General features: G+C 73.9%; 25 protein-coding genes and 1 riboswitch. Of the genes, 9 read left to right on the top strand and 16 right to left on the bottom strand.

Annotated elements, in window-relative coordinates:
- Window positions 1-17 precede the first annotated feature (17 nt).
- Window positions 18-1,487 carry a dihydrolipoyl dehydrogenase family protein gene (locus ACTMSW_RS20935; protein WP_441182332.1) on the top strand — a complete coding sequence of 490 codons (1,470 nt, stop codon included), beginning with the start codon at window positions 18-20 and terminating at the stop codon, window positions 1,485-1,487.
- Window positions 1,488-1,524: 37 nt separating this feature from the next.
- Here the strand turns inward: ACTMSW_RS20935 and ACTMSW_RS20930 are convergent, their stop codons facing one another.
- Window positions 1,525-2,289 (bottom strand): crotonase/enoyl-CoA hydratase family protein, encoded by a 765-nt coding sequence (locus tag ACTMSW_RS20930; RefSeq protein WP_441182331.1) that lies wholly within the window; start codon window positions 2,287-2,289, stop codon window positions 1,525-1,527.
- Between the two features lie 62 nt (window positions 2,290-2,351).
- A riboswitch (cobalamin riboswitch) is annotated at window positions 2,352-2,549 on the top strand.
- 36 nt (window positions 2,550-2,585) lie between these two features.
- On the opposite strand from ACTMSW_RS20930, the gene bluB reads away from it, so the two are divergent.
- Window positions 2,586-3,221, top strand: a complete 636-nt coding sequence (gene bluB, locus ACTMSW_RS20925) for a 5,6-dimethylbenzimidazole synthase (RefSeq protein ID WP_441182330.1) — start codon at window positions 2,586-2,588, stop codon at window positions 3,219-3,221.
- 87 nt (window positions 3,222-3,308) lie between these two features.
- A complete protein-coding gene (locus ACTMSW_RS20920) occupies window positions 3,309-4,148 on the top strand; it encodes a Rieske 2Fe-2S domain-containing protein (RefSeq protein ID WP_441182329.1) in 840 nt (279 codons plus the stop codon).
- A gap of 222 nt (window positions 4,149-4,370) precedes the next feature.
- Here the strand turns inward: ACTMSW_RS20920 and ACTMSW_RS20915 are convergent, their stop codons facing one another.
- The 12 genes from ACTMSW_RS20915 to ACTMSW_RS20860 form a co-directional block, all read right to left on the bottom strand.
- Window positions 4,371-5,525: a LysM peptidoglycan-binding domain-containing protein gene (locus tag ACTMSW_RS20915; RefSeq protein ID WP_441182328.1), complete on the bottom strand. Its 1,155-nt coding sequence runs from the start codon at window positions 5,523-5,525 to the stop codon at window positions 4,371-4,373.
- A gap of 14 nt (window positions 5,526-5,539) precedes the next feature.
- Window positions 5,540-5,986 carry a pilus assembly protein TadG-related protein gene (locus ACTMSW_RS20910; protein WP_441182327.1) on the bottom strand — a complete coding sequence of 149 codons (447 nt, stop codon included), beginning with the start codon at window positions 5,984-5,986 and terminating at the stop codon, window positions 5,540-5,542.
- A complete protein-coding gene (locus ACTMSW_RS20905; protein WP_441182326.1) occupies window positions 5,983-6,462 on the bottom strand; it encodes a TadE/TadG family type IV pilus assembly protein in 480 nt (159 codons plus the stop codon). Before ACTMSW_RS20905 ends, ACTMSW_RS20910 begins: the two co-directional genes overlap by 4 nt.
- Window positions 6,447-6,854, bottom strand: coding sequence for a TadE family protein (locus ACTMSW_RS20900; protein ID WP_441182562.1), 408 nt, complete (start codon window positions 6,852-6,854; stop codon window positions 6,447-6,449). Before ACTMSW_RS20900 ends, ACTMSW_RS20905 begins: the two co-directional genes overlap by 16 nt.
- A gap of 71 nt (window positions 6,855-6,925) precedes the next feature.
- On the bottom strand, window positions 6,926-7,129 hold the full coding sequence (locus ACTMSW_RS20895) for a hypothetical protein (RefSeq protein WP_441182325.1): 204 nt from the start codon (window positions 7,127-7,129) through the stop codon (window positions 6,926-6,928).
- A 23-nt stretch (window positions 7,130-7,152) separates the two neighbouring features.
- Window positions 7,153-8,019, bottom strand: coding sequence for a type II secretion system F family protein (locus ACTMSW_RS20890; RefSeq protein WP_441182561.1), 867 nt, complete (start codon window positions 8,017-8,019; stop codon window positions 7,153-7,155).
- Window positions 8,020-8,077: 58 nt separating this feature from the next.
- Entirely contained in the window at window positions 8,078-8,980 is a 903-nt protein-coding gene (locus ACTMSW_RS20885) for a type II secretion system F family protein (RefSeq protein ID WP_441182324.1), read from the bottom strand.
- 3 nt (window positions 8,981-8,983) lie between these two features.
- The gene (locus tag ACTMSW_RS20880) at window positions 8,984-10,516 is read right to left on the bottom strand and encodes a CpaF family protein (protein WP_441182323.1); all 1,533 of its coding nucleotides are present in this window, start codon (window positions 10,514-10,516) and stop codon (window positions 8,984-8,986) included.
- Window positions 10,506-11,306, bottom strand: a complete 801-nt coding sequence (locus tag ACTMSW_RS20875) for a ParA family protein (protein ID WP_441182322.1) — start codon at window positions 11,304-11,306, stop codon at window positions 10,506-10,508. Before ACTMSW_RS20875 ends, ACTMSW_RS20880 begins: the two co-directional genes overlap by 11 nt.
- A gap of 2 nt (window positions 11,307-11,308) precedes the next feature.
- Window positions 11,309-11,968, bottom strand: a complete 660-nt coding sequence (locus ACTMSW_RS20870) for an SAF domain-containing protein (RefSeq protein WP_441182321.1) — start codon at window positions 11,966-11,968, stop codon at window positions 11,309-11,311.
- Window positions 11,965-12,888 carry a hypothetical protein gene (locus ACTMSW_RS20865; protein WP_441182320.1) on the bottom strand — a complete coding sequence of 308 codons (924 nt, stop codon included), beginning with the start codon at window positions 12,886-12,888 and terminating at the stop codon, window positions 11,965-11,967. The genes ACTMSW_RS20870 and ACTMSW_RS20865 overlap by 4 nt, the downstream gene beginning before the upstream one ends.
- The gene (locus ACTMSW_RS20860; protein ID WP_441182319.1) at window positions 12,882-13,448 is read right to left on the bottom strand and encodes a hypothetical protein; all 567 of its coding nucleotides are present in this window, start codon (window positions 13,446-13,448) and stop codon (window positions 12,882-12,884) included. The genes ACTMSW_RS20865 and ACTMSW_RS20860 overlap by 7 nt, the downstream gene beginning before the upstream one ends.
- A 589-nt stretch (window positions 13,449-14,037) precedes the next feature.
- On the opposite strand from ACTMSW_RS20860, the gene ACTMSW_RS20855 reads away from it, so the two are divergent.
- A complete protein-coding gene (locus tag ACTMSW_RS20855; RefSeq protein ID WP_441182318.1) occupies window positions 14,038-14,811 on the top strand; it encodes a prepilin peptidase in 774 nt (257 codons plus the stop codon).
- A 59-nt stretch (window positions 14,812-14,870) separates the two neighbouring features.
- On the opposite strand, the gene ACTMSW_RS20850 is transcribed toward ACTMSW_RS20855, so the two are convergent.
- Window positions 14,871-15,992 (bottom strand): ice-binding family protein, encoded by a 1,122-nt coding sequence (locus ACTMSW_RS20850; RefSeq protein ID WP_441182317.1) that lies wholly within the window; start codon window positions 15,990-15,992, stop codon window positions 14,871-14,873.
- A gap of 336 nt (window positions 15,993-16,328) precedes the next feature.
- Between ACTMSW_RS20850 and ACTMSW_RS20845 the strand changes: the two genes are divergently transcribed.
- On the top strand, window positions 16,329-18,686 hold the full coding sequence (locus ACTMSW_RS20845; RefSeq protein WP_441182560.1) for a glycoside hydrolase family 65 protein: 2,358 nt from the start codon (window positions 16,329-16,331) through the stop codon (window positions 18,684-18,686).
- Window positions 18,687-18,757: 71 nt separating this feature from the next.
- Complete coding sequence (locus ACTMSW_RS20840) at window positions 18,758-19,249, top strand: GNAT family N-acetyltransferase (RefSeq protein ID WP_441182316.1); 492 nt, start codon at window positions 18,758-18,760, stop codon at window positions 19,247-19,249.
- Here ACTMSW_RS20840 and ACTMSW_RS20835 read toward each other — a convergent pair.
- Window positions 19,193-19,699: a hypothetical protein gene (locus ACTMSW_RS20835; RefSeq protein ID WP_441182315.1), complete on the bottom strand. Its 507-nt coding sequence runs from the start codon at window positions 19,697-19,699 to the stop codon at window positions 19,193-19,195. The genes ACTMSW_RS20840 and ACTMSW_RS20835 overlap by 57 nt on opposite strands.
- 233 nt (window positions 19,700-19,932) lie before the next feature.
- Here ACTMSW_RS20835 and ACTMSW_RS20830 point away from each other — a divergent pair, with 233 nt between their 5' ends.
- Window positions 19,933-20,862 (top strand): hypothetical protein, encoded by a 930-nt coding sequence (locus ACTMSW_RS20830; protein WP_441182314.1) that lies wholly within the window; start codon window positions 19,933-19,935, stop codon window positions 20,860-20,862.
- Window positions 20,863-20,960: 98 nt separating this feature from the next.
- Window positions 20,961-21,227: a hypothetical protein gene (locus tag ACTMSW_RS20825; RefSeq protein WP_441182313.1), complete on the top strand. Its 267-nt coding sequence runs from the start codon at window positions 20,961-20,963 to the stop codon at window positions 21,225-21,227.
- A gap of 378 nt (window positions 21,228-21,605) precedes the next feature.
- Here ACTMSW_RS20825 and ACTMSW_RS20820 read toward each other — a convergent pair whose 3' ends face one another.
- Window positions 21,606-22,238 (bottom strand): TetR/AcrR family transcriptional regulator, encoded by a 633-nt coding sequence (locus ACTMSW_RS20820; protein WP_441182312.1) that lies wholly within the window; start codon window positions 22,236-22,238, stop codon window positions 21,606-21,608.
- 126 nt (window positions 22,239-22,364) lie between these two features.
- On the opposite strand from ACTMSW_RS20820, the gene ACTMSW_RS20815 reads away from it, so the two are divergent.
- Window positions 22,365-23,276: a TIGR03620 family F420-dependent LLM class oxidoreductase gene (locus ACTMSW_RS20815; protein ID WP_441182311.1), complete on the top strand. Its 912-nt coding sequence runs from the start codon at window positions 22,365-22,367 to the stop codon at window positions 23,274-23,276.
- Window positions 23,277-23,289: the final 13 nt, after the last annotated feature.

The raw sequence follows: 23,289 nt of genomic DNA, 5'->3' as shown, positions 1-23,289 counted from the left end.
TGCGGAATGCTGACCGCATGACGGAGCCGGAGATCGTGGACGTGGTCGTCGTCGGGCTGGGCGTCGGTGGCGAGGAGGTGGGCGGTCGGCTCGCCGAGGCCGGCCTGAGCGTCGTCGGCGTCGAGCGGGACCTGGTCGGCGGGGAGTGCCCGTACTGGGGCTGCATCCCGAGCAAGATGATGATCAGGGCCGCCAACGCGATCGCCGAGGCCCGCCGGGTCGACGGGCTGGCCGGTACCGCCGAGGTGCGGCCGGACTGGGCGCCGGTGGCGAAGCGGATCCGCGAGGAGGCGACCGACACCTGGGACGACCGGGTGGCCGTGGAACGGTTCACCGGGCGCGGCGGCCGGTTCGTACGCGGCAGCGGCCGGCTGGACGGGCCCGGCCGGGTACGGGTCGGCGACCAGGTCTTCCAGGCGCGGCACGGGATCGTGCTCGGCACCGGCACCCGGCCGTCCGTGCCACCGATCGACGGGCTGGCCGACACCCCCTACTGGACGAACCACCAGGCGATCGAGGTCGAGGAGCTGCCCGGGTCGCTGCTGGTGCTCGGCGGCGGCGCGATCGGGCTGGAGCTGGCCCAGGTCTTCGCCCGCTTCGGCGTACGGGTGACGGTGGTGGAGGCGCTGGACCGGGTCCTGGCCGTCGAGGAGCCGGAGGCGTCCGAGGTGGTCGCCGCGGCGCTGCGTACGGACGGGGTGGAAATCCACACCGGGGTCAAGGCGGCCCGGGTCGACCACGACGGTGAGGGCTTCACCCTGCGGGGCGCCGGTGGCGAGACGTTCACCGCCGAGCGGCTGCTGGTGGTGACCGGTCGCCGGGCCCACCTGGAGGAACTGGGCCTGGACACGGTCGGCATCGACGCCAGGCAGCGCTTCCTGCCGGTGGACGACCGGCTGCACGTCGCCGACGGGCTGTGGGCGGTGGGTGACGTCACCGGCGAGGGCGCCTTCACCCACATCGCCATGTACCAGGCGGCGATCGTCGTCGCCGACCTCCTCGACCACGCCCGGCGCGCCACACGCGGCCCGGACCCCAGCGGCACCGCCAGCGCGGTGGGTGGGGCGATGGGCGCGGCCAGCGCGGTGGGCGCGAACGGGTCCAGCGGGCCGGCCGGCACGGTGCCGCCTGCGGACTACCGGGCACTGCCCCGGGTCACCTTCACCGACCCGGAGGTCGGCGCGGTCGGGCTCACCGAGCACCAGGCCCGGGAGCGCGGCATCAACGTGCAGGTCGGCTTCGCCGAGCTGTCGTCGTCGACACGGGGCTGGATCCACCGGGCCGACGGGTTCATCAAGGTGGTCGCGGACGCCGACCAAGGCGTCCTCATCGGCGCCACGTCGGTCGGCCCGGCCGGCGGCGAGGTGCTGTCCGGGCTGGTGGTGGCGGTGCACGCGGCCGTACCGCTGGCCCAGCTCCGGCACATGATCTACGCGTACCCGACCTTCCACCGGGCCATCGGCGACGCCGTCCGCGACCTGAGCTGACGCCGGGTGCCGGGCCGGCGCGCCGTGCCGGCCCGGCTCAGCCCGTACCGGCGCCGTGCCGACCGGCGCCGGCGACGAACCGCGCGGCACCGGCGGCCGCGTCGGTGGCCAGCGACCCCAGCCCGTACGCCAGTTCGGTGGCGAGCGCCTCCGCCTCGGGCAACCCGGCGCCGGCGAGGACCGCCGACCGGTCGTTGCGCAGGCAGGTCTGCGGATGCCCGGCGATCTCGGCCGCGAGCCGCTCGGCCGCCGCCCGCGCCTCACCCGGCGCGACCAGGCGGTTCACCAACCCCATGTCGTACGCCTCGGCGGCCGGCACGGCGCGGCCGGTGAGGATCAGGTCCATGGCCCGGCTCTCGCCGACCAGCCGGGGCAGCCGGACGGTGCCCCCGTCGATCAGCGGCACCCCCCAGCGCCGGCAGAAGACCCCGAGCACCGCGTCGGACTCGGCGACCCGCAGGTCGCACCAGAGCGCCAGCTCCAGCCCACCGGCCACCGCGTACCCGGAGATCGCCGCGATCACCGGCTTGGACAGCACCATCCGGGTCGGGCCCATCGGACCGTCCCCGTCCGGCTCGACGCGGTTGCCGCTCGGGGTCCCGATCGCCTTCAGGTCCGCTCCGGCGCAGAACGTGCCACCGGCGCCCCAGAGCACCGCGACCGCCGCGTCCGGGTCGGCCTCGAACGCGCGGAACGCGTCGGCGAGCGCGCGGGCGGTCGGCCCGTCGACCGCGTTGCGCGCCGCCGGCCGGTCCAGGATCACCGTGGTCACCCCTGCGGCACGTTCGACGCGTACGCCCATCGGGACAGCATGCCCGCGGCGGACCCGGCACGCCAGGCCCCGCCGGTGCGGTTAGCATCGGCGTCGGCACGATCATGTGAGGTGCCCCGCGCGAGCGGGGAGAATCGGGAAGCCGGTGCGAATCCGGCACGGGCCCGCCGCGGTGACCGGGGAGCCACCGTCCACGCGCGACAGCGCAGCCACTGGCCGACCGGCTGGGAAGGCGGACGGCCAGGCGACGATCCGGGAGTCCGAAGACCGGCCTCGCGTCCGGTGCCCACGCCGTCGGCGTGGGCCGAACGCAGCGGGAGCCTGCCATGGATCTGTACGACGCCATCCACCGCCGTCGGGACGTACGCGGTCAGTTCACCGGGGCGCCGGTGCCCGACGACACCCTGCACCGGGTGCTGGCCGCCGCGCACGCCGCGCCGAGCGTCGGTCACTCCCAGCCGTGGGACTTCGTCGTGGTCCGCGACCCGGACCTGCGCCGCCGTTTCCACGAACACGTCCACACCGAGCGGGCGACCTTCGCCGCCACCCTCGACGGTGCGGCCGCCGAGCGGTTCAGCCGCATCAAGATCGACGGCGTGCTGGAGTCGACGCTGTCGGTGGTCGTCACGTACGACCCGGCGCGGGGTGGCCCCGCCGTGCTGGGCCGGCACGCCATCGCCGACACCGGGCTCTACTCGGCCTGCCTGGCCGTCCAGAACCTTTGGCTGGCCGCCACCGCCGAGGGCCTCGGCGTCGGCTGGGTGTCGTTCTACCGGGAACCGTGGCTGGCCGAACTCCTCGGCATCCCCGACGGCGTACGCCCGGTCGCCTGGCTCTGCCTCGGCCCGGTCACCCACCTCGAAGCCGTCCCCGACCTGGTGCGGCACGGCTGGCGACGCGACCGCCCGCTGGCCGAGGCGGTCCACCACGACCGTTGGCGGCCGGCGGAGGGGACGCGGTAGCCCGGCGATCACCCGATGGTGGTATCCGTCCCCCGAGGTCGGTTTGCTCCTGCTCGTACCGGGAAGTCGGTACTCGTGCGAGCACTCATGACGAAGATCGAGCAGGCCTCCAGCCTGGACCGGGTCGGCGACCGGTTGCAGAAGGTGGTCCAGGCCACCCTCCGTCCACAGCGGGTGCGCGACCTGCTGCACGGTGTCTGGCTGGGGCACCCGCTGCACCCGGCGATGGTGCAGGTCCCCGTCGGCGCCTGGATCAGCACGGCGGTGCTGGACCTGATGCCGGGACAGCGTCGGGCGGCCACCACGCTCTGCGTGCTCGGCACGGTCAGCGCCGTGCCGGCGGCCGTCGCCGGCCTCAACGACTGGGCCGCGCTCTCCCGCGACCAGCGCCGCATCGGGCTCGTGCACGCCGCGTCGAACAGCGTCGGCCTGGCGTTCTACGCCGGCTCGGTGGCCGCGCGACTGAGCGGGCGGCACACCCTCGGTCGCACGCTGGGCTGGCTCGGGCTCACCGCGGCCAGCACCGGCGCGTACATCGGCGGGCACCTGGCGTACAAGCAGGGCGCGCAGGTCAACCAGAGCATCTCCGAGCTGCACCGGATGAGCGACGGCTGGCACCCGGTGGCCGACATGACCGCGCTGCCGGAGCGGAAGCTGGTCACCCGCGAGATCGACGACGTGTCGGTGATCCTCTACCGGCACGGCGACGAGGTGACCGTCATGCTGGAACGCTGCCCGCACCAGAGCGGTCCGCTCGGTGAGGGCGAGGTCCAGCGGATCGACGGGCACGACTGCGTGGTGTGCCCGTGGCACGGCAGCGCGTTCCGGCTCGACGATGGCGAGGTCGTCCACGGACCGTCCGCCAACGACCAGCAGATCCTGTCGACCCGCGTCGTGGACGGCGTGGTGGAGGCCCGCATCCCCTGACCGGTCCCCTGCCTTCGGCCGCTGATCGCGGTGGCGGCGCGCCCTTTGGTGCCCGCATCGCTTTCGACTCTCATACCTGTCCGTCATGAATATGACGGACAGGTATGAGAGCAACGAGCTATGGCCGCACCGGCCGGGATCCTCGACCCGACTCGGCGTCGACCGGCCGTGATACTGCCGGCCGAGGTCGGTGCAGCCGCGCCGGTGCGGGCCGAGGTTGATTCAGCCGCGCCGGTGCCGGCCGACCGGTACGTCCTGCGGCACCCTGCCGGCACCGGAGTTGGCGCCGGCTCGCGCCACACCGGGACGACGGCGCAGACCCAGGACCGCGCCGATCTGCGCGCCGACGATGCTCGACACGGCCAGGACCGCCGAGATCGCGAGGGGCCGGTTCACCCGGTCGGGGTCGCCGGGCCGGGCCGCGCCGACCGTCATCACCGGGCCGTCGTCGTCGGTCCCCCGGCCGGTGGACCCCTCCGGAGCCTCGTCCGGCAGGTCGGCCGCCGGCGGTGCGGGGGACACCTGCTGCGGAGCGTCCGGTTCGGCGGACGGTGCGGGCCGGGCCGGTGCGGGCTTCGCCGGCCGTTCAGCGGCGGGCCCGGGCACCAGGCGGCCGTTGGCGTGCGAGCGGGCACCCTGGTCGTGTGCCTCGGTGGGCAGCCGGAGCAACTGCCCGGGGCGGATCCGGTCCGGGTCGGCCAGCCGGTTCAACTCGGCCAGTTCCCGGTAGTCGCCGAACCGGTCCAGGTAGCGCTCGGCGACCGCGCCGAGGTGGTCGCCCTTCGCCACCCGGTAGACCGGCGCGGCACCGTCCGGCGCGCCGGCCGGTGCGGCGTGTGCGGTCTGCGCGAGCGGAGCGGGGGCGGTCACCGGCCGCGTGACGAGTCCGGTGTGTGCCGCGTACGCGGTGGAGGGACCCGCGGCGCTGACGTGCGTGACCGCGGTGGGCGCCGGCAGGGCGTACGGGCCGGCCAGGGTGGCCGCGCTCGCCGCCGCGGGGCTGGCCGCGATGATCAGCGCGACCGATCCGACCAGCGCGGCGGCTGCCCGCTGCTGCCGGCCCATCCCGGGCAGCCGGGGTGCCGGCCGGCGTAGCGTCTGAGCGCCCAGCTCGACGAGGACGGACAGGGCGAAGGTCGCCCAGCCGAACCAGCCGGCCAGCGCCAGTGCGCGCAGGAACAGCTGGCCGTCGTCGCGGCTGGTCAGCGTGGTGCCGACCTCGGCCAGCGTGGGCACATGGTCGGGCAGCGGGTTGCCCGCGAGGGTCAGCAGCGCCACCGGGGCGCCGACCAGCACCCCGCAGAGCACGACGAGTGCGCCGAGTCCGGTGAGGACGCGTCCGGTCCGCCGTACGACGGACCCACCCGATGCGGTCATGACTGCCTTCCTTCCTACGGTGCCCCGGTGAGTGCGCGCGCGGTCGCCCGGCCCGAGACGGTGACCGTCCGGTTGAAGCCGACCAGGCCGAGCAGGGATCGCTGATAGGTGACGGTGACGTCGACCTGGACGAGCGTCTCGCCGTCGACCACCGGAAAGGTGACCGTGTGGCCGGTGGAGCCGGCGGCGGTGAGGTAGTCGGCCACGGCCTGGCGAGCCTGTGGCTGGTCGATCCGTTTCGGCCCGCCCTCGATCGCGGTGGCCCGGTCGATCGACTGGCCACCGGCTCGGGCGGCCTCCGCGGCGAGATTGTCGGCGCGTTGCAGGGTGCGCAACTGCCCGGCGCCGTCGAAGGCGAGCGCGATGATCGTGAGGACGCCGACGGCGGCCACCGCCAGGAACACGCTCACCCGGCCGTCGTCGCGGTGGTGACGCGTCAACGCCGCGCGGCGGGCGGTCATCCCCGGCTCCGGTAGCGGTCCAGCGGCGAGGTGAAGCTCGCCGACACCTCGTTCGACAGCTGCATGCCGGGCAGCACGGAGAGCTTCATGTCCTCGTAGGAGACGGTGCAGGCGATACGGACGGTGACCGAGGCCTCCTGCCCCGCCGGACTGTCGAACGCGTCGTCGAAGCTCGCCGGGCTGCCGGCCACCGATCCGCCGAACGTCAGCTGAGGCGTACCCGTGCAGTTGAGGCCCTTCCATTCGAGCTGCTTGCCGGCCGCGTCGTGGGCCTCGGCACGGGCGGTGGCCGCGTTCCGGGAGATGGATGCGGCGCGGGCCGCGTCGTGCGCGGCGGCGTCGACCGCCTCGGCCGCCACTGCGGTACGGCCCGCCACGCCGCCCAGCACGATCAGCGCGACGAACGCCGGGGCGAGGACCGCCACCTCGATGGAGACCGCACCCCGGTCGGCGGTACGCCTCATGGCACCGTCCACCGTTCTCTCGTCCCGTGCGCGGTCTGCGTCACGGCGAAGTCGACCCCCGGGACGATCGACAGCGCGCGGCCGGTGACCGTGCAGGTCACCTCGGTCACCTCGGTGACGCAGCTCGGGCCGGGGGACTTCCAGCCGACCAACCAGCCACCGGCGGCGGTGAGGAAGCCGGTCGCACGGGCCGTGCCGGCGCCGGGCGGGGCCTGGTAGACGCGTTGCGCGTTGACCCCGCTCTGCGCCGCGTTCAGGGCGGTGGAGCGCGCCACGAACACGGCGGCCACCTGGATCGAGGCGAAGAGCAGCACCAGGATCGCCGGCATCGTCACCGCCAGCTCGACCGGGTTGGCGCCCCGGTCGTCGCCGGACCGGAGCCGCCGCCGTACGGCGGCCGGCAGGAGACGCCGGACGGCGGTCGTGGCCGCCCGGCGCCCCGCGGTGATGACTGCGTGGATCACGGTTCAGGCTTCTACTTCGGGTCCTGGTGCTTCGGGATGTTGCTCATCCAGTCGTTCGCCGCGCCCAGGGCGGCGGCGGTGACCGCCATGGCGACGGCGACCAGGCCGAAGATGATGACCGCGGTGGGGACGGGGCTGTCGCCCCGCTCGCCGTCGCGGCGCAGCTCGGCCAGGCGTGCCGCCAGCGTGGCGTGCACGTAGTGGATGACGGACATGGCGTGCTCCTTCTCTCGGGGTTTCACAGGCGGGCGATGAACGGGTAGATCACGAAGCCGAGGAGGACGAAGACGAGCAGCGACCCGGGGATGTCCAGGCGGCTCGTCACCCCCTCGGCCCGGGTCAGGTTGTCGGTGCGGATCTGGTCCCGCAGGGAATCGGCGCGGCTGCGCAGCGTCTCGTGCACCTGCGCGCCCTCGCTGCCGGCGGAGCGCATGATCGCGCCCACGTCGCCCAGTTCCGGGATGCCGATGCGGTCGGCCAGGTCGCGCAGCTCGTCCCAGGGCGAGTGCATCTGCATCTGGGCGATCCGCAGGGACTCCCGGATCCGGTCGAAGACCCAGCCGTCGCAGACCGCCGCGGCCCGCTCCAGCGACTGCACCGGCCCGTGGGCGGCGGAGAGCTGCAACGCCACCAGGTCCAGGTAGGTGCAGATGGCGGCGCGGAACTCGTCCCGGGCGCGGTCGGCCCTGATGATCACGGACCGGTGGGCGGACAGCGCGCAGACCAGTGCCAGACCGAGGCTGCCGAGCACCGGCACCACCACCGGCAGCCGTACGCCGACGGCGAGCAGCGTGACGCCGAGCAGGGTCGGCGCGGCCAGCCCGATCAGGGCGGAGAGCAGCAGCGACAGCGCGTACCGCTCGGGAGTCTGGTCGATCAGCGCGAGTTGACGGTGCGGCGGTCGCAGCCACCGGGACAGCCCGGTGAGCCATTCCAGTTGCCGTCCGGCCGGCGCTTCGCCGGAGGTCCCGGGTGGCTGGTGCAGCCGGCGCAGCGCCGGGCCGAGCGCCGGGGTCGCCGGCACCAGTTCCCGGACGACCAGGAAGACGCCCAGACCGACGGCCGCCCCACCGACGACGGCGACGGCCAGATGCCAGTTGAGGATCATCGGAGCCGTCCTTCGATCGCGACGGCGGGACTCCGCTGCGCTGCGTTCCTCGCGCTCACGCGACCACCTCCTGCAGGTCCGGTGCCGGCAGGAAACGCGCGGGGCGCTGGGGCTGGCTCATCGACCGGACCCAGGCGAGCAGGCCGATGAAGGCTGCGCCGAGCACCGCCATCACCACCTGCCCGAAGGGCGTGCCGTACGGGCGGACGTACTCGACGTTGATCAGCCCGTACGCGACGGTGGCCAGGGTCATGCCGGTGAGGAAGCGGACCGCGAACCGGGGTTGGGTGCGCTTCGCCTCGACCTCGCGCCGGGTGGCCACCTCGGTCGCCGCCGCGGCGGCGATCGAGCCCAGCACGTCGCCAAGGCGTTCGCCCCGGTCGGTGAGGTGCAGGATCAGCGCCGCCACGACCTGGTCGCAGACCGGGTCGCCGATCTCGTCGGCGAAGGCGAGCAGCGCCGGCCGGGCGAGCCAGCCGGCCTGGAGGCGGGCCGCGAGCAGCCGTACCTCCTCCTGGATCTCCTCCGGCGCGGTGGCCACCGTGCCGGTGATCGCCGCCTGGAGGCCCTGGCCGGTGGCGGAGACGTCCTTGAGCCGGCGGGTCCACTCACCGACGGCCTCGATGCGCGCGATGGCCCGCTGCTCCTCCTTGCCGACGGAGAAGAGCCACGGGGTGCCCGGCACGGCGATCGCCACCAGCAGGCCGACCACCGGCAGGCCGGTGATCAGGAACGCCAGCGCGCCCGCCACCACCGCGCCGACCAACAGCGCCTGGTGGGCGCGCTGCTCGCGGGGAGTGGCGCCGGAACCCCTCCAGAGTCGTTCGACGCCCTTGCCGGCACCCGGGGCGGGGCCCGGCGGGCGGCTGGTGCCGACGATCGCGACGACGGCGAGGATCAGCCCGGCCACGCAGGCCGCACCGGCGAGCACCGCGACGAGTTCCACGTTGTCCGGCACCGGTCACCGCCGTCCGAGACGGGTCTGTCGGGGCCGCCGCCAGGCGCCGGTGCCCGCCTCGATCCACCGGCCCAGCAGGCGGGCGTCGTAGCCGACCCGGAGCAGTTGGGCGCGGATCCGTTCCGGCAGGTGGCGTGGCACCGCCCGGCCGTCCGGTCCGGGACCGAAGACCGTGGTGGTGACGATCCGGTTGTTGTCGCCGACGCCGATGACCTCCTCGACGTGCGACACGAAACGGTGCTTCCGGCCGCCGATCGCGGTCTCGTCCTCGACGGTGACGTAGACGATCAGGTCGAGCGCGTTGCCGGCCATCCGGCGTGCCTGGTCCACGGTCATCTCCCGGCCGTGCGCCAGCGCCAGCTCGATGATCCGCTCGCTGACCCCGCCGGGCGTACGGGCGTGGATCGTGCACATCGATCCCCGACTGGTGGTCATGGCCTGGAGCATCGGCACGATCTCCCGGGACCGGACCTCGCCGACGATGATCCGCAGCACACCCATCCGCAGTGAGACGGGGATCAGGTCGGCGATGCTCACCTCACCCGCCGGCCGCCCGTCCATCCCGCGTTCGCCGTGGCCCTCCCGGGCCTCGAAGCTCATGACCGCCCGGTGCCGGTGCCCCCGGCGGGCGGGGAGCAGTTCCCGGCTCTCCTCCAGCAGCACGTACGGCTCGTCGGGCGGGATCTCGCTCATCAGCGCGCGGATGACGGTGGTCTTCCCGGCACCGGCCAGCCCGGCGACCATGATGTTGAGACCGGCCCGCATCGAGGCGCGCAGGAAGTCGCGCAGCAGTGGATCGATCATCTCGTCCAGGTCACCCCGGGCCCCGGCGACGTCGTCGAGGGAGACCTCGAGGGTGTTGTGCTTCCGGATGACCGCGTACGGGCGGTGGCTGACCAGGAACACCGCGGCGAGCCGACTGCCGTCGGGCAGCTGCAGGTCCAGCGTCGGCTTGGAGGTGGACAGCGAACGCTCGGTGGCCCCGGCGCGGCGGGCCGCCGCCTGGAGGATCTCCACCAGCTCGTCGTCGCTGTCGGCGATGGGGTCGACCCAGTCCACGCCCCCGCCGTGCCGGGTGATCCGCACCTGGTCGCAGCCGAGGATGTGGACCTCTTCGATGGTGTCGTCGACCAGCAGGGTCTGGAGCCGGCCGAGCCCGGCCAGCTCGGCGGTGACCTGGTCGAGCAGGAGTCGTTCCTCGCCGGCGGCCATCGGGGTGCCGGCGCGGCGGATCGCGTCGGCGTACTCGGAGACCACCGCCACGGCGAGCCGGGCCCGCTCGACGTCCTCGGCGTCGGCGTCGAACTCCCGACCGCGCTGCCAGAGGGTGAGCCGTTCGCTCAGTTCCCGGCGCAGCTCGCGTACCACCTGGAAGTCGACCCGGCGGGGCGGCGGCTCGGGCGGCGGTGCGACCGCCGGCACCGGGGCGACGGCGGCGTGGTGGTGGCGACCGTTCGGCGGGGCCAGCGGCGGCGCGATGGAGGTGGCGGTGGGCGCCTGCCGGCGGGGATCGGTGGAGACCGGCTCAAACCGCATCCGGCACCCCCTGCGTCACCGGCCAGGCCAGCCGGGCCCGCCGCCGGTCCAGCAGCGATCCCACCGGCACCTCCAGCGCCCCGGCCGCGCGCATCAACGGCCGTCCGGCCCGCACGGTGCCGCCCACGCCGAGGACCTCGGCGGTACGCGGGTCGCGCGGCAGCCGACCGATCACCGGTACGCCGAGTGCGCGGCTGATCTCACCGTCGGAGTGCCCCTCGCCGACCAGCAGCAGCCGCAGCGTGCCGGGTGGCACCCGGTGCTCGGCGAAGTCCCGTTCGATCGCCCGCACCATCGCCTTCGTGCCGGAGAGGTCCGGCAGCCGCGCGCCGCTGACCAGCAGCACGACCGAGGCGGCACGCAGGACCGGCCAGGGCGGGCCGGGAACGTGCAACCGGCCGCAGTCGACGAGCACGTCGTACGCGGGGTCGCCCCGGTCGAGGGCGGTGAAGAAGTCCGCGAACCGTTGCCACAGCGGCACGACGCTGCCGGCCTGGGCGGGGTCGACCACGCCCGGCAGGAGAAGGCGTTCCCGCTTCGGGGCGTCCAGGTCGACGAGCTGGGACCAGAAGGCGCTCTCCAGGTTGCCGTCGCGCAGTTCCCCGACGGCCAGCTCGCCGATGCCCCGGGGCCCGTCGAGCGTGCCGCCCAGGTAGCCGGCGAGGATCGACCCGCCGGACGGGTCGGCCTCGACCAGCACCAGCCGGCGGTGCCAGCTCAGCGCGCAGGCCAGGGCCGAGGTGGTGACGCCGGGGGAGCCCTTCGCCGACACCAGCGCGATGATCGCCATGCTCAGGCCGCCCCGGTGAGGACGACCGCGATCCGGTCCTGCGCGGCGAGCGCCACCACGGCCGGTACGTCCCGGACGGGAAGCGCCAGGTACACCACCGACTCGTCGGCGTTGCCGGTGGCCGCCGTGTCGATGACGGTGGCGGCGAACCGGGTGGCGGTGCCGGCGGAGCTGCCGTCCTTGTCGTCGGGGGTGCTGACCAGCAGCACCTTGTCGCCGGGGTGCAGCTTGCGGGCGGGGATCTCCGCCGGGTCGAGCCCGAGCGCGATCTGCTGCTGACCGGGGCCGAGCAGCGGGTCGTCGGTGAGCTGGTCGTCGGTGAGCAGCGTGCCGGGCACGAGGGCCACGGCGGCGCGCTTGCCGACGACGTCGTCGAGCCGCCCGGCGGGCACCGGCGACAGACCTCGACCGCCGGCCACCTGGACGGTGATCAGGTCGTCCGCCCCGATCTCGCGGCCCACTTCCACGGGCCGGGCCACCGCGAGGTAGCTGCCGGTGGCGCGGACGGACGTCACCGCGAACGCCGCGCCCAGCCCGCCGAGGGCGATGAGCAGTACGGCCAGCCCGAGCAGCCCGGGCCGCATCCGGCGCTGCCGCACCACCTTCGGTGGGGTGACCGGGGCGTCCACCGGTCCGGTTCCGTTGCGCGTCGCCAGGCTCACTCCGCCACCACCTGAAGTTCGTTGATCCGGATCGTCGCCGCGTTGCTGGTCCTGGTCTGCGGTATGGGGGGATCGCCCTCCACGCCGTCGGCCCACCAGCGCACGGTCCAGTACGTGGTGGCGAAGACCCGGTACGTGCCGGCCTTCGTGTAGCCGCTGTCGTAGCCGCAGGTCGGGGACTTCTTCCCGGCGTGCGGGCCCTGCGGGTCGTACGCCGTGCCGGGACCCGTGCAGGTTTCCCGGTGCCCGTTGCCCATGTGCCACTCGATCCGGTCGACGTTCGCCTCGATGGTGACGGTCAGACCCCGCTCGGACTCCGAGGCACGGATCGGCCCGAAGTAGTTCGCGCCGGGACTGGCCCACATCCAGACCGGGAGGCCGACCAGGCCGGGGCCCTTGTCCTTGTCCGGCGCGACCGCCACCCGCGGGGGGAGCAGCGAGATCGAGGCCAGCGCCCGGCGGGCCAGTTCCTCCGGGTCCGGCGGGGCGCCGAAGCCGGGCGGCGGGTCGTCGAGCAGCACGACGTCCTGCTCGCCGAGGTCCCCGCCGTTGCAGGTCTTCACGTAGTACTGCTGGCCGTCGGGCGGCTCGGCCGGCTGCGGCTCGGCGAGCTTGAAGTAGCAGCCGGAGCCGTTGTCGAACCAGCCGAGGAACTCGTCGTAGCAGGGGATCGTGCGGCCGTTCCACTGGCACTTCGCGCCGCCGCCACCGCCGCCGTCGTTCCCGCCGCCGTCACCGCCACCGGGGTCGCCGGGGTCGCCGGGGTCGCCCGGGTCGTCGTCCCAGACGTTGCAGTCGCTCTGGCCCGGTGGGCACTCCGCACCGGGCGGATCGGCGAGCGCGGGCACGCCGACCGTCGTCGCCAGCAGCGCCGCCAAGGCGAACACGGACACTCCCCGCCGTCCCCGCCGGGTCAGCACGGCTGGTCCTCGTGGGCGACGCCGGCGCTGATCAACCAGCGGCCGTCGGGATAGCGGGTTGCTGTCGCGGTGGCCAGGTGCCGGCTGCCCCGGGTGCCGGGGACGACCTTCCGGTTCCGCGCGTACACGAGCTGGTAGCCGGTCGCGTCGAGGCAGTCCTGGATCTCCACCGTCGGCGGGACGGCGGCCAGGTCCACCGCCACCACGGTGGGGTCGGAGACCAGCTTCCCGGTGCGTACGGCGCCGTGCTGTCTCGCCGTCCGAATCGTCAACCGAACCCGCGTGAGCAGCGGATCGGCGAGGAACGCCGACAGTTCCGCGAGATGGGGGTCGCTGCGACTGCTCGCCTCGCGGGAGGCGGCGAGATATCCGGAATAGGCGGCCAGAGCTGCCTTTTCCGCTGCGCGTACGTCGGCTTTACGGTCGGTTCGGGCGGGCGTGGCCTCGACGGCCGTCGTGCCGGTGGACGTCTCGTCACCGGCGCCGCAGGCCGTGGTGGAAGCGACCGTCGCGGCCACGACCAGGCAGGTTGACCACCGGCGAAGCTGCCGTCCTCGCACTGTCGTGCCTCCTCAGTGGCGACCCGGGCCGCGTCGTGGCGGCCGGCGGGCATGCGGAAGCGCGGCCGAATGAACACATCCGGACCCGCCCCGTGCGCTTCCGCATTTACCGTTACAGATCTTCTCGCAGGAGATTTCCTGTTTCGTCCTGTCGGTTCGTCGTGGGTTGCATCACACCCAAGGGGCGAGCATAGGCTGACGCCCGCCGATGCAACAGAGGCAATTCATCTGAATACTCTGCGTGATGAAGGGCGGTGGTGGGCATGGTTGCGGGCAGGTTGCGGCAGGCCGTCCGGCGGATGTGCGGAGGTGTACCGGGCGGTCGGCACGGGGGGCCTCGGTCGGGCCGGTTCCGGTGCGGGCAGGGGGTGTCGGTCCGACCCGAACGGTGGGTCCTGTCCGCTTTGCCCCTCGGCCGTCCGGGTCTGTGGAGCGGGCCGATCGCCGCCGCCGGGCCACGCCCGCACGAGCCGGGCGTCCCGTTCGCTCGTGCCGGGGTCCGGGGTGGACCCGCCGATGCCCGTTACCGAAGTCCGTCCCCGAAACTACGCTGCGTGTCCGTGGGAGTGCGGCTCGGGGGGAAGCCGGCATGGTGACGAGCGACCCGACCCGCACTCCCACCGCCCGCACCCCGCGTCGGTCGTACCCCTGGGCGGCCCTCGCGGTCACGCCCCCGCTCCGCCTCGCGGCGCTGCGGCACGCCGTACCGTCGTGGTCTCCGAGCCGGAGCGGATGCGACGCCTGCGGCGCGCCGATCGACCTGGCCCGCCCGTGGCCGGCGCTCGGTCCGGCCGCCCGGTGCGGGCGGTGCCGTGGTCGGGTCGGCCCGCCGCCGGGCGCCGTGGAGGTCGTCGTGGTCCTCGCCGTCGCGGTGCTGGCGCTGGTCGGAGCGCCCCTCGGCGAACTGGTGGCGACGGCCTGGTGGCTCGGGTGGATGGTGCCGCTGGTCTTCGTCGACGTGGCCGTGCACCGCCTGCCGGACCGGTTCACCACCCCGGCCACGGTCGGGACCGGACTGCTGCTCGGGGTCGCGGCGCTGACCGGCGCGGGCGTCGCGCCCTGGCTGCGGGCGATCGGCGCCGGGGCCGCCCTCGGGCTGTTCTTCGCCACCACGACGGTGCTGCTCGGTCGGCGCGGCTTCGGCCTCGGCGACGCCAAGCTAGCGGTCGGCGCGGGGATGCTGCTCGGCTGGTACGGGTGGGCCTTCCCGGTCCTCGGCCTGCTGGCGGCATGCGGACTGTCCGCGCTGGTCGCCGTCGGTCTGCTGGTGGCGGGACGGGTGCGCTGGTCCGCGAGCCTGCCGTTCGGACCATTCCTCGTCCTCGGCACGGTCGCGGCGCTTCTCGTGGCGACCCGCGCCTGACGGCTCGTGAGCGCGGACGGGAGCGGCGTCCTCGTCGGACACCGCTCCCGTCGGAACGATCAGTCGTTGCCCGGTCCGCGGTCCGGCCGGCCCGGCTGCTCGTCGCGGCCGGACTGGCCGGGAGGCCCGTCACGATCCGGCCGGCCCGGCTGCTCGTCGCGATCCGACTGGCCGGGAGGCCCTTCGCGGTCCGGTCGGCCCGGCTGCTCGTCGCGGTCCGGTCGGTCCGGCCGCTCGTCCCGGCCCGGCTGCTCGTCGCGGTCCGGCCGGCCCGGAGGTGCCGTCGGGCGCCTGTCGCGATCCCGTTCGGTCGGCGGGGCCGTCGGAGACTCCGTCACCTCCGGCGGGGTGGGAGCGGGCGCCCTGGTCTCCGGCGGGGTCGTGCCGGGCGTGACCGGCGCCGGCGTCGTCGGGCTCGCCGGTGCCGTCGCCGCCGCGCAGTCGGATCGACTGACCGCGTTGGTGTCCAAGGTGACCGCACCGTCACGGCTGAGGGCACCACCCTGCTCGACCCGGGCGGCGGTTTCGAGCCGGATGTCCCGGACGGCCATGATCCGGCCGGTGAAGGACGTGTTGGTGTTCAGGTCGGCGGAGTCCCCGACGGTCCAGAAGACGTTGCAGGCGGGCCCCGGCGTGTTCACTACCCGGACGGTGCTGTTCTCCGCCGCGTCCAGGTCGGAGCCGACCTGGAGGATGAACACCGCCGTGGCGTCGCCCTGCGCGTCGAGGGTGAGCGTCCCGTCCAGGTCGGCGTCCTCGGCGACCCGGTACACGCCGGGCGTGAGCGTCTGTCCACCGAGTCCAGGGCCGATGGTCGCCCTCGCATCCCGTCCGACGGCGTCCTGGTACGCGTCCGTCAGGTCGGCCTGCGCCCGCTCGGCCGCGGCGTCACCGACGTTGCGCTCGCCGTTGACGACCCCCGGTGGGAATCCCGACACCTCCGTGCCCGGGTGTACGCCCACGTCCCCGTCGATGACGGAGCTTCCGGTGTTGGTGACGGCGTCGTCGGCGAGGACGGCGTAGGAGGCCGCCGTCGCGAGGTCGACCGGATCGGAGACCCGGGCCTCGGTGGCCGAGGTCGCTACGGGTGCCAGCCCGGCGGCGACCAGGCTCGACCCGACGATGACTGACCGGGCAAGGCGAAGCCCTCCGCCGGCGGTACGTGCGAAGTCCTTGGTCATGGCTGATATCCGATTTCTGTGACGGTGGTGGCAACGCGGAACGCTGGTTCCACGGCGGCCGGTCCGCGCCCACCGCCTCCCCGTCGACCCGGGGCGCAAAACCTGCCGCCCGCGCCCGGCGGGGATGAGCCACCTCACCAAACGCTCGCGTCGCGTTTACCGCTCCGGCAACGTTGGAAAAACCTAGGGCCACCGCGGCGTGCGATGGTCGGACGTCCCCCGACGACCGGCGGCTCAGCGACCTCACAGCCCGGTCTGCTTCGCTGGCCAGGTACGCCGGACACGCAGGAGGCGCCCGTGCAGCCCATCGCCGACCGACCGCCGACCACGCCCGGTATGGACGGCGACGAACGCTGGCGGGTCCGGCGTACGGCCGACGACCTCGACCGGACCGCCGAGACCGAGTCGATCTTCGCGCTCTCGAACGGGTGGGTGGGCTGGCGCGGCACCCTCGACGAGGGCCGGCCGTACGGCATGCCCGGCACCTACCTGAACGGGTTCCACGAGCGGCGTGAGCTGACCTATCCCGAGAGCGGGTACGGCTTCCCGCAGGAGAGCGACACGGTGGTGAGCGCGCCCAACGCGGCCCTGGTCCGGCTCTGGGTGGCCGACGAACCGCTGGACGTGCGTACCGGCACCCTCCGCGTCCACGACCGGGTGCTCGACCTGCGGGCCGGAACGGTCGAACGACTCACCGAATGGGTCTCCCCGGCCGGTCACGGCGTACGCGTACGTAGCACCCGGCTGGTGTCGCTGCCCCGGCGCCCGGTGGCCGCCGTCCGGTGGAGCGTCGAACCGCTGGACGGGCCGGTCGACATCCGGGTCTGCGCCGACCTGCTCGCCAACGAGCGGGTGCCCGAGCGCGACGACCCTCGGGCCGCGTCGGTGGTCACCGACCCGCTGACCGCCGAGTACCGCCACTCGACCGGGCACGACGGCGTGCTGGTCCACCGCACCGACCGCAGCGGCCAGCGGGTCGCCGTCGCGGTCGCGCACGAGGTGGACGCCCCGGACGGCTTCGCGCCGGGCGTCGACTGCGCACCGGACCGGCTGCGCCTGTCGCTGTCCGGGACCCTGGGCGCGGGGGAGCGCCTGGAGCTGACCCGGTTCGCCGCGTACGAGTGCGCCCCGGTCGACGGGACCTCCCCCGAGGACCTGGCCGGGCAGGTCGTCGCCGAGGCCGACGCCGCCCGCGCGGACGGCTTCGACGCCCTGCTCGCCGGGCAGCGTACGGTCCTCGACGCCGCCTGGGAGACCGCCGACGTGCTGCTCGTCGGCGACGACGAACTCCAGCAGGCGATCCGGTTCGCGATGTTCCACCTGATCCAGGCCGGCCGACCGGACGGGGACCGGACCATCCCGGCGAAGGGCCTCACCGGCAACGGCTACGACGGCCACGTGCTGTGGGACACCGAGGGCTACGTGCTGCCCGTGCTGACGTACGTGGCGCCGGCTGTGGCCCGCTCCGCCCTGCGGTGGCGGCACGCGCACCTGCCGCAGGCCCGGGAACGCGCGGCCGAACTGCGGCTTCCCGGTGCGACCTTCCCGTGGCGGACCATCGGCGGCCGGGAGTGCTCCGGCTACTGGCCGGCCGGCACCGCGGCCCTGCACGTCAACGCCGACATCGCCGACGCGGTCCTGCGCTACGCGGCGGTCACCGGCGACGACGACCTCCTCGCCGGGCCGGGCCTGGAACTGCTGGTGGAGACCGCGCGGCTCTGGCAGGGCTTCGGCCACTGGTCCGACACCGGCACGTTCCACCTGCACGGGGTCACCGGCCCGGACGAGTACGCCGCCCTCGTCGACGACAACGTCTTCACCAACCTCATGGCCCGGCGTAACCTGCGCGGCGCCGCCGACGCCGCCGGGCGGCACCCGGAGGCGGCCGCCCGGCTCGGCGTCGACCCGGCCGAGGTGTCGGCCTGGCGGGCCGCCGCCGACGCGATGGTCGTCCCGTACGACCGCAAGCTCGGCGTGCACCAGCAGACCGCCGGCTTCACCAGCCAGCCGGAGTGGGACTTCGCGAGCACCGACGAGGACGACTACCCGCTGCTGCTGCACTTCCCCTACCTGGAGCTGTACCGCAAGCAGGTGGTGAAGCAGGCCGATCTGGTGCTCGCCATGCAACGCTGCCCCGGCGAGTTCACCGCCGAGGAGAAGGCGCGCAACTTCGCGTACTACGAGGCGCGCACCGTCCGCGACTCCTCCCTGTCGGCCTCCCCGCAGGCGGTGCTCGCTGCCGAGGTGGGGCATCTCGACCTCGCGTACGACCTGTTCGCCGAGTCGGCCCTCCAGGACCTCGCCGACCTGGGCGACAAGACGTCCGACGGCCTGCACCTGGCCTCCCTGGCCGGCGCGTGGCTGGCCCTCGTGCAGGGTTTCGGCGGGCTCCGCGACGACCGGGCGGTGCTCTCCTTCGACCCCCGGCTGCCCCGACAGATCCACCGGCTCGCGTTCAGCCTGCGCTGGCACGGCCACCGGCTGCGGGTCACGCTCACCCCGGAGGAGGCCCGCTACGAGCTGCCGGACGCCGACCCGGAGGCCGGCGTCGACGTCTGGCACCACGGCGAGCCGTTCCGGGTCACCGGCGGGGCGTCGGTCACCCGACCGATGCCGCCGGTCCCCGACCCCGGCCCCGAACCGCCCTCACCCCCCGGCCGCCGCCCCAAGGTGAAAGGAAGGGCACCTTCTTAACGTCTCCGGTAGAGGAAGGGCCCCTTCTTAACACCAGGGACACGGGGCACCGCCGCGGCTAGGGTGGCGCCGTGCCCGACCTCCAGCCGCTCGCCGCCCACCACGCCGAGGCGTTGCTCCGCTTCGAGAGCGACAACCGGGAGTGGTTCGCCCGGTCATTGCCGGACCGAGGCGACGACTACTTCGCCGGCTTCGCCGCACGGCACGCCGCGCTCCTCGCCGAGCAGGCCACCGGCACCTGCCGCTTCCACCTGCTGGTCGACGACGACGGCACGGTCCTGGGACGGTTCAACCTGGTCGACATCGCGGCCGGGCAGGCCGAGCTGGGCTACCGGGTCGCGGAGCGCGCCGCCGGGCGCGGGCTCGCCACCGAGGGCGTACGCCGGACGTGCGCGCTGGCCCGCGACGCGTACGGCCTCAGCCGGCTGACCGCCGGGGCGACCCTGGACAACGCCGCCTCGCTGGCGGTGCTCCGGCGCACCGGCTTCACCCCGGTCGGGCCGGTGTCACTCGACGGACGGCCCGGGCTGCGGCACGTTCGCGACCTGACCGCCGAGGACTGACGCGCCGGACATCCGCTGCCGGACCTCCTCCAGCGCCTCGAAGGCGTACGCCCAGTTGTGGCACTTGAAGCTGCGCAGGCCCTCGATCGGCGTGCGGCAGTCGGCACAGTTGACACCGGCGATCGCGTCCGGGATCTCGGTGTTGACGTACTTCCGGTCGCCCAGGATGACGGTCGCGATCATCATCCGGTCGTGCACGCCGGAGAGCGCGGAGGAGACGATGTCGTACCAGGTCATCCGCCGGGAGCACTTCGGACAGTCCGGCTCGTCGCCGCTGACCCACAGCGGTGCGCCGATGCTGCGCAGCGGCATCCCGAGCAGCTTCTCGATCCGGCGTACGTCCGACTCGGGGGTCGTCCAGCGGTGCCGGCCGGGCAGGGAGGCGGGTGAGTCGTACACGGCGCGGAACAGGACCGGGTCGACCTCCACGGTCTCGCGCTGACGGGTCATCGGCGTCCCTCCTCGACGTGTCGGTGCCCCCACCGTCGTGCCTGCTGGGCGACGGTTTCAACCGGATCAACGACACGAGGTGCCGGGCGGTGGTCGCCGCCTCCGGCCGGCGGCGGGACAGCGGGGCGACCGGCCGGACTGCGATGATGAGGACCGCTCACGGCCGTGCAGCGCGCCGGCTTCGTGGGCGTCGCCGCGGAACGTCCGCGGTAACGGGGAAGTCGGGGAGTTCCATGCGATTCAGACTGTCCACTGTGCTGGCCGGGGTGCTGAGTTTGGCCGCGGTGTCGGTGTTCGCCGCGCCGGCCGCCCAGGCCGCATCCGCCTCGACGGCGTCCACCGCCACCGTCGCCGACCGGCTCGTGTTCGAGCCGACCGCGCGCGGCTACCGGGGGTCCCTCCAGGTCGAGCTGACCTACCAGGGCTCGGAGCCGGGCCGCGCCCGGTACGTCATCACCGAACCCGTCCCGGGTTCCTACGTGAACCTGGAGTGGGGCACCTCCTGCTACAGCGGCGGCGAGGCCCTGCCGGACGGTCGGATCCGGGTCGAGTGCGACGTACCGGGCGGCGAGCTCCAGCCCGGTGAGCGGCGCGCCTTCACCATCGACTTCGAGGTCCTCACCACCGTCCAGCCGTACGCCATGAAGGCCGCGAACGGTCGCCTGGCCGTCACGGTCGGCGGGAAGACCGTCACCAACGAGGCGTTCTCCACCCGCTTCCGGTCGTCGACCGGCTCGCTGCGCGACCCACAGCCGTACGTCCGGGACACCCGGCCGGAGGCGAGCCTCACCTCGGTCGGTGACCTGACCCTGGTCCGCCAGCCGGACGGTGGCTTCCTCGGGCGGCTTCCGCTGACCGTGCGCTACGACAGCGACGCGCCGCACTGGGCGCTCAACGTCGTAACGCAGGGCCTGCCGGCGGGGGTCGGGGAGTCGTACACCGACCCGTCCGACGGCTGCGCGCACTTCTGCGTGCCCGGCGGCCAGTTCATGGAGGGTGAGGAGCGCAGCTTCGACCTGATCTTCAGGGGCGAGGCCGGGACCCCGCTCGGCGACCTGGGTGAGGCGAGCATCGAGGTGCAGGTCAACTGGGACCCGGCCGTCGACGCTGACCCGTCGGACAACACCGGCACCTTCTCCGTCACCGCGGTCGACGCGGCCTGACACCACCAACGACGGGGCTCCGACCGCCACGCGCGGTCGGAGCCCCGTCGTTTCCGGTGGATCCCTCGCCCTGGCCCTCGCCTGCGACACTGCACGACATGGACGACCGGTTTCGGAAGCTACCGCCCCGGATCGAGCCGACGTACGAGACGGAGGACGTCTCGAACCGGCCCCCGACCCCGGAGGTGCGGGAGACCAACCCGTGGTCCCCGGCAGGTGAGGTGGCCGGTTACAAGCGGTTCACCGACGGGGTCCTCCACGTCCCGTACGCGCGGGCCCGCACCCGCCGGGCAGCGACGCTGCTCGTCGTCAGCGTGGCAGTGGTCCTGCTCGCCATGGTGGCGGTGCTGCTCCTGCTCGACTGACCGCGCCCGCCCTCGCCGTCCTTTGGCCGAACGTCCAGGAAAAGCGGCGGAGTCTGTGGGTTCCAGGAAAGTGGCGGTCCTGCCGCACGTGCCGGGTGATGTTCTACAACGGTCTGCCGGAGAAGGGCCGCTGTGCGGTCGGCGGCGGCCACGACGCGCAGGGCCACAACTTCAAGCTCGACTACATCCCCTGATCGATCGCCGAGCGGTCTCGTCGATCGGCCACGATCGACACGAGGTCATTGAGTCGGGGTGTCCATGCGCAATGGACACCCCGACTTCAGCGAACCCGAGTCGGCGTTGCCGACGCGTACCGACGGTGGTCGGCCGGACCGGTCCGCAGCGGCGAACGTGCGAGCAGCACCGCCACGACCTGTTTCACGCCGCGTCGGTGGCGTGCTCGGCCGGCCGCGCCCCGGATGCGGCGGCGAAGCCGGCGAGCGCGATCTCGGCCGCCTGCAACAGGTCGGCCTGGCTGACCCCGGCGGCGGCGTGCACCGCGTGACCCTCGGTGACGATCATGACGAAACGGGCGAGCGCGGCCGGGTCGGCGTCGGCGGGTAGGTCGCCTTCGGCGACGGCGCGGGCGAGCCGGTCGGCGAGGGCCTGTTCGCCGGCCAGTCGGCTGGCGGCGAGGAACCCGGCGACGGTGGTGTTCTCGGTGGAGCAGGCGGTGCCGCCCTGGATCGAGAGGCAGCCGGCCGGGCGGTCGGACCGGGTCACGGCGAGCACGTTGTCCCGCAACAGGGCGGCGACGACCTCGTACGCCGTGGGTCGGGCGAGCGCGTTGCGCGCGTACAGCATGTCCTGGTCGGCGTAGCGGGCGACGACCTTGCGGAACAGCTCCTCCTTGCCGCCGTAGGCGGCGTAGAGGCTCGGTCTGTTGATGCCCATGGCGGCGGTGAGGTCGCTCAGTGACGTCCCCTCGTACCCCTGCCGCCAGAACACCTCCACGGCGCGCTCCAGTGCCGCCTCGGCGTCGAAACCCCGCGGTCGTCCTCGTTGCGGCACGGCCAACCACCTCCCGGCACCCATGTTACCCAGGTCGCAACCGAACGGTACAGAAATTTGGCGGCCGGGTCGTTGGTTGCTACCTTCATATGAGTACCGCTCGGTACACAAATTCTGGAGGTTGGTGTGGCAACACGGCTGGACACCTCGCTGCCTGCGGTCGGCGTCTGGAGCATGGAACTGCGGGGCGCGGCCCGCCCGGCCGTCCGGGACGCGGCGACCGAACTCGACGAACGGGGCTTCCGCGCGCTGTGGATACCCGGCCTCGACGGCGGTGGGGCGGTCGACGACGTCGGCCACCTGCTGGAGGCCGCGCCGCGCGCCACGGTCGCGCTCGGTGTCCTGGCGATCTGGGGCCAGGACCCGGTGGCCCTGGGGGACCGGCTGGCCGCGTGGGACGCCGTCCACGGAAAGCGGACGATCCTCGGCTTCGGGGTCAGCAACGCCCACTCGGCCGCCCGGGCGGGACAGGACTACGGCCGGCCGGTGGAGTCGATGGGCCGCTGGCTGGACGCCCTCGACGCCGCGCCCCGGCCGGTTCCCGCCGGACGCCGCATCCTGGGCGCGCTCGGGCCGAGGATGGCGGACCTGGCAGCCGACCGGACGGCCGGGTGGCACCCGTTCCTCGTGACCCCGGACTACACCGCGGCCCAGCGGGAACGCGTCGGGGCGCAACCGCTGGTCGCTCCGCACCTGGCCGTCGTCCTCGAACGGGACCCGGACCGGGCCCGCACCGCCGCTCGGGCCGGGATCGGCATGTTCATCGGCTTCCCGGCGTACCGGGCCAACCTGGCACGCCTCGGGTTCACCGAGGACGACCTGGTCCCCGGCGGCAGTGACCGACTGATCGACGCACTCGTCGCCTGGGGCGACCTCGACGCGGTGGGCGACCGCATCCGCGAGCACCTGGACGCGGGCGCGGACCACGTCGCCCTCCACGTGCTGCGGCCCGAGGAGCCGGATCAGCCGGCGCTGCCCCTGCCGCAGTGGCGGGACCTGGCGACTCTCCTGCCGAGTCTCGCCCCCGCAACCCACTGACCACCGGCCGGCG

This window comes from Micromonospora sp. BQ11 (assembly GCF_052068135.1).
In the GTDB taxonomy this organism is placed as follows: domain Bacteria; phylum Actinomycetota; class Actinomycetes; order Mycobacteriales; family Micromonosporaceae; genus Micromonospora.
The sequence above is the reverse complement of the archived record's forward strand: the minus strand, read 5'-3'. Positions and strand labels throughout refer to the sequence as shown.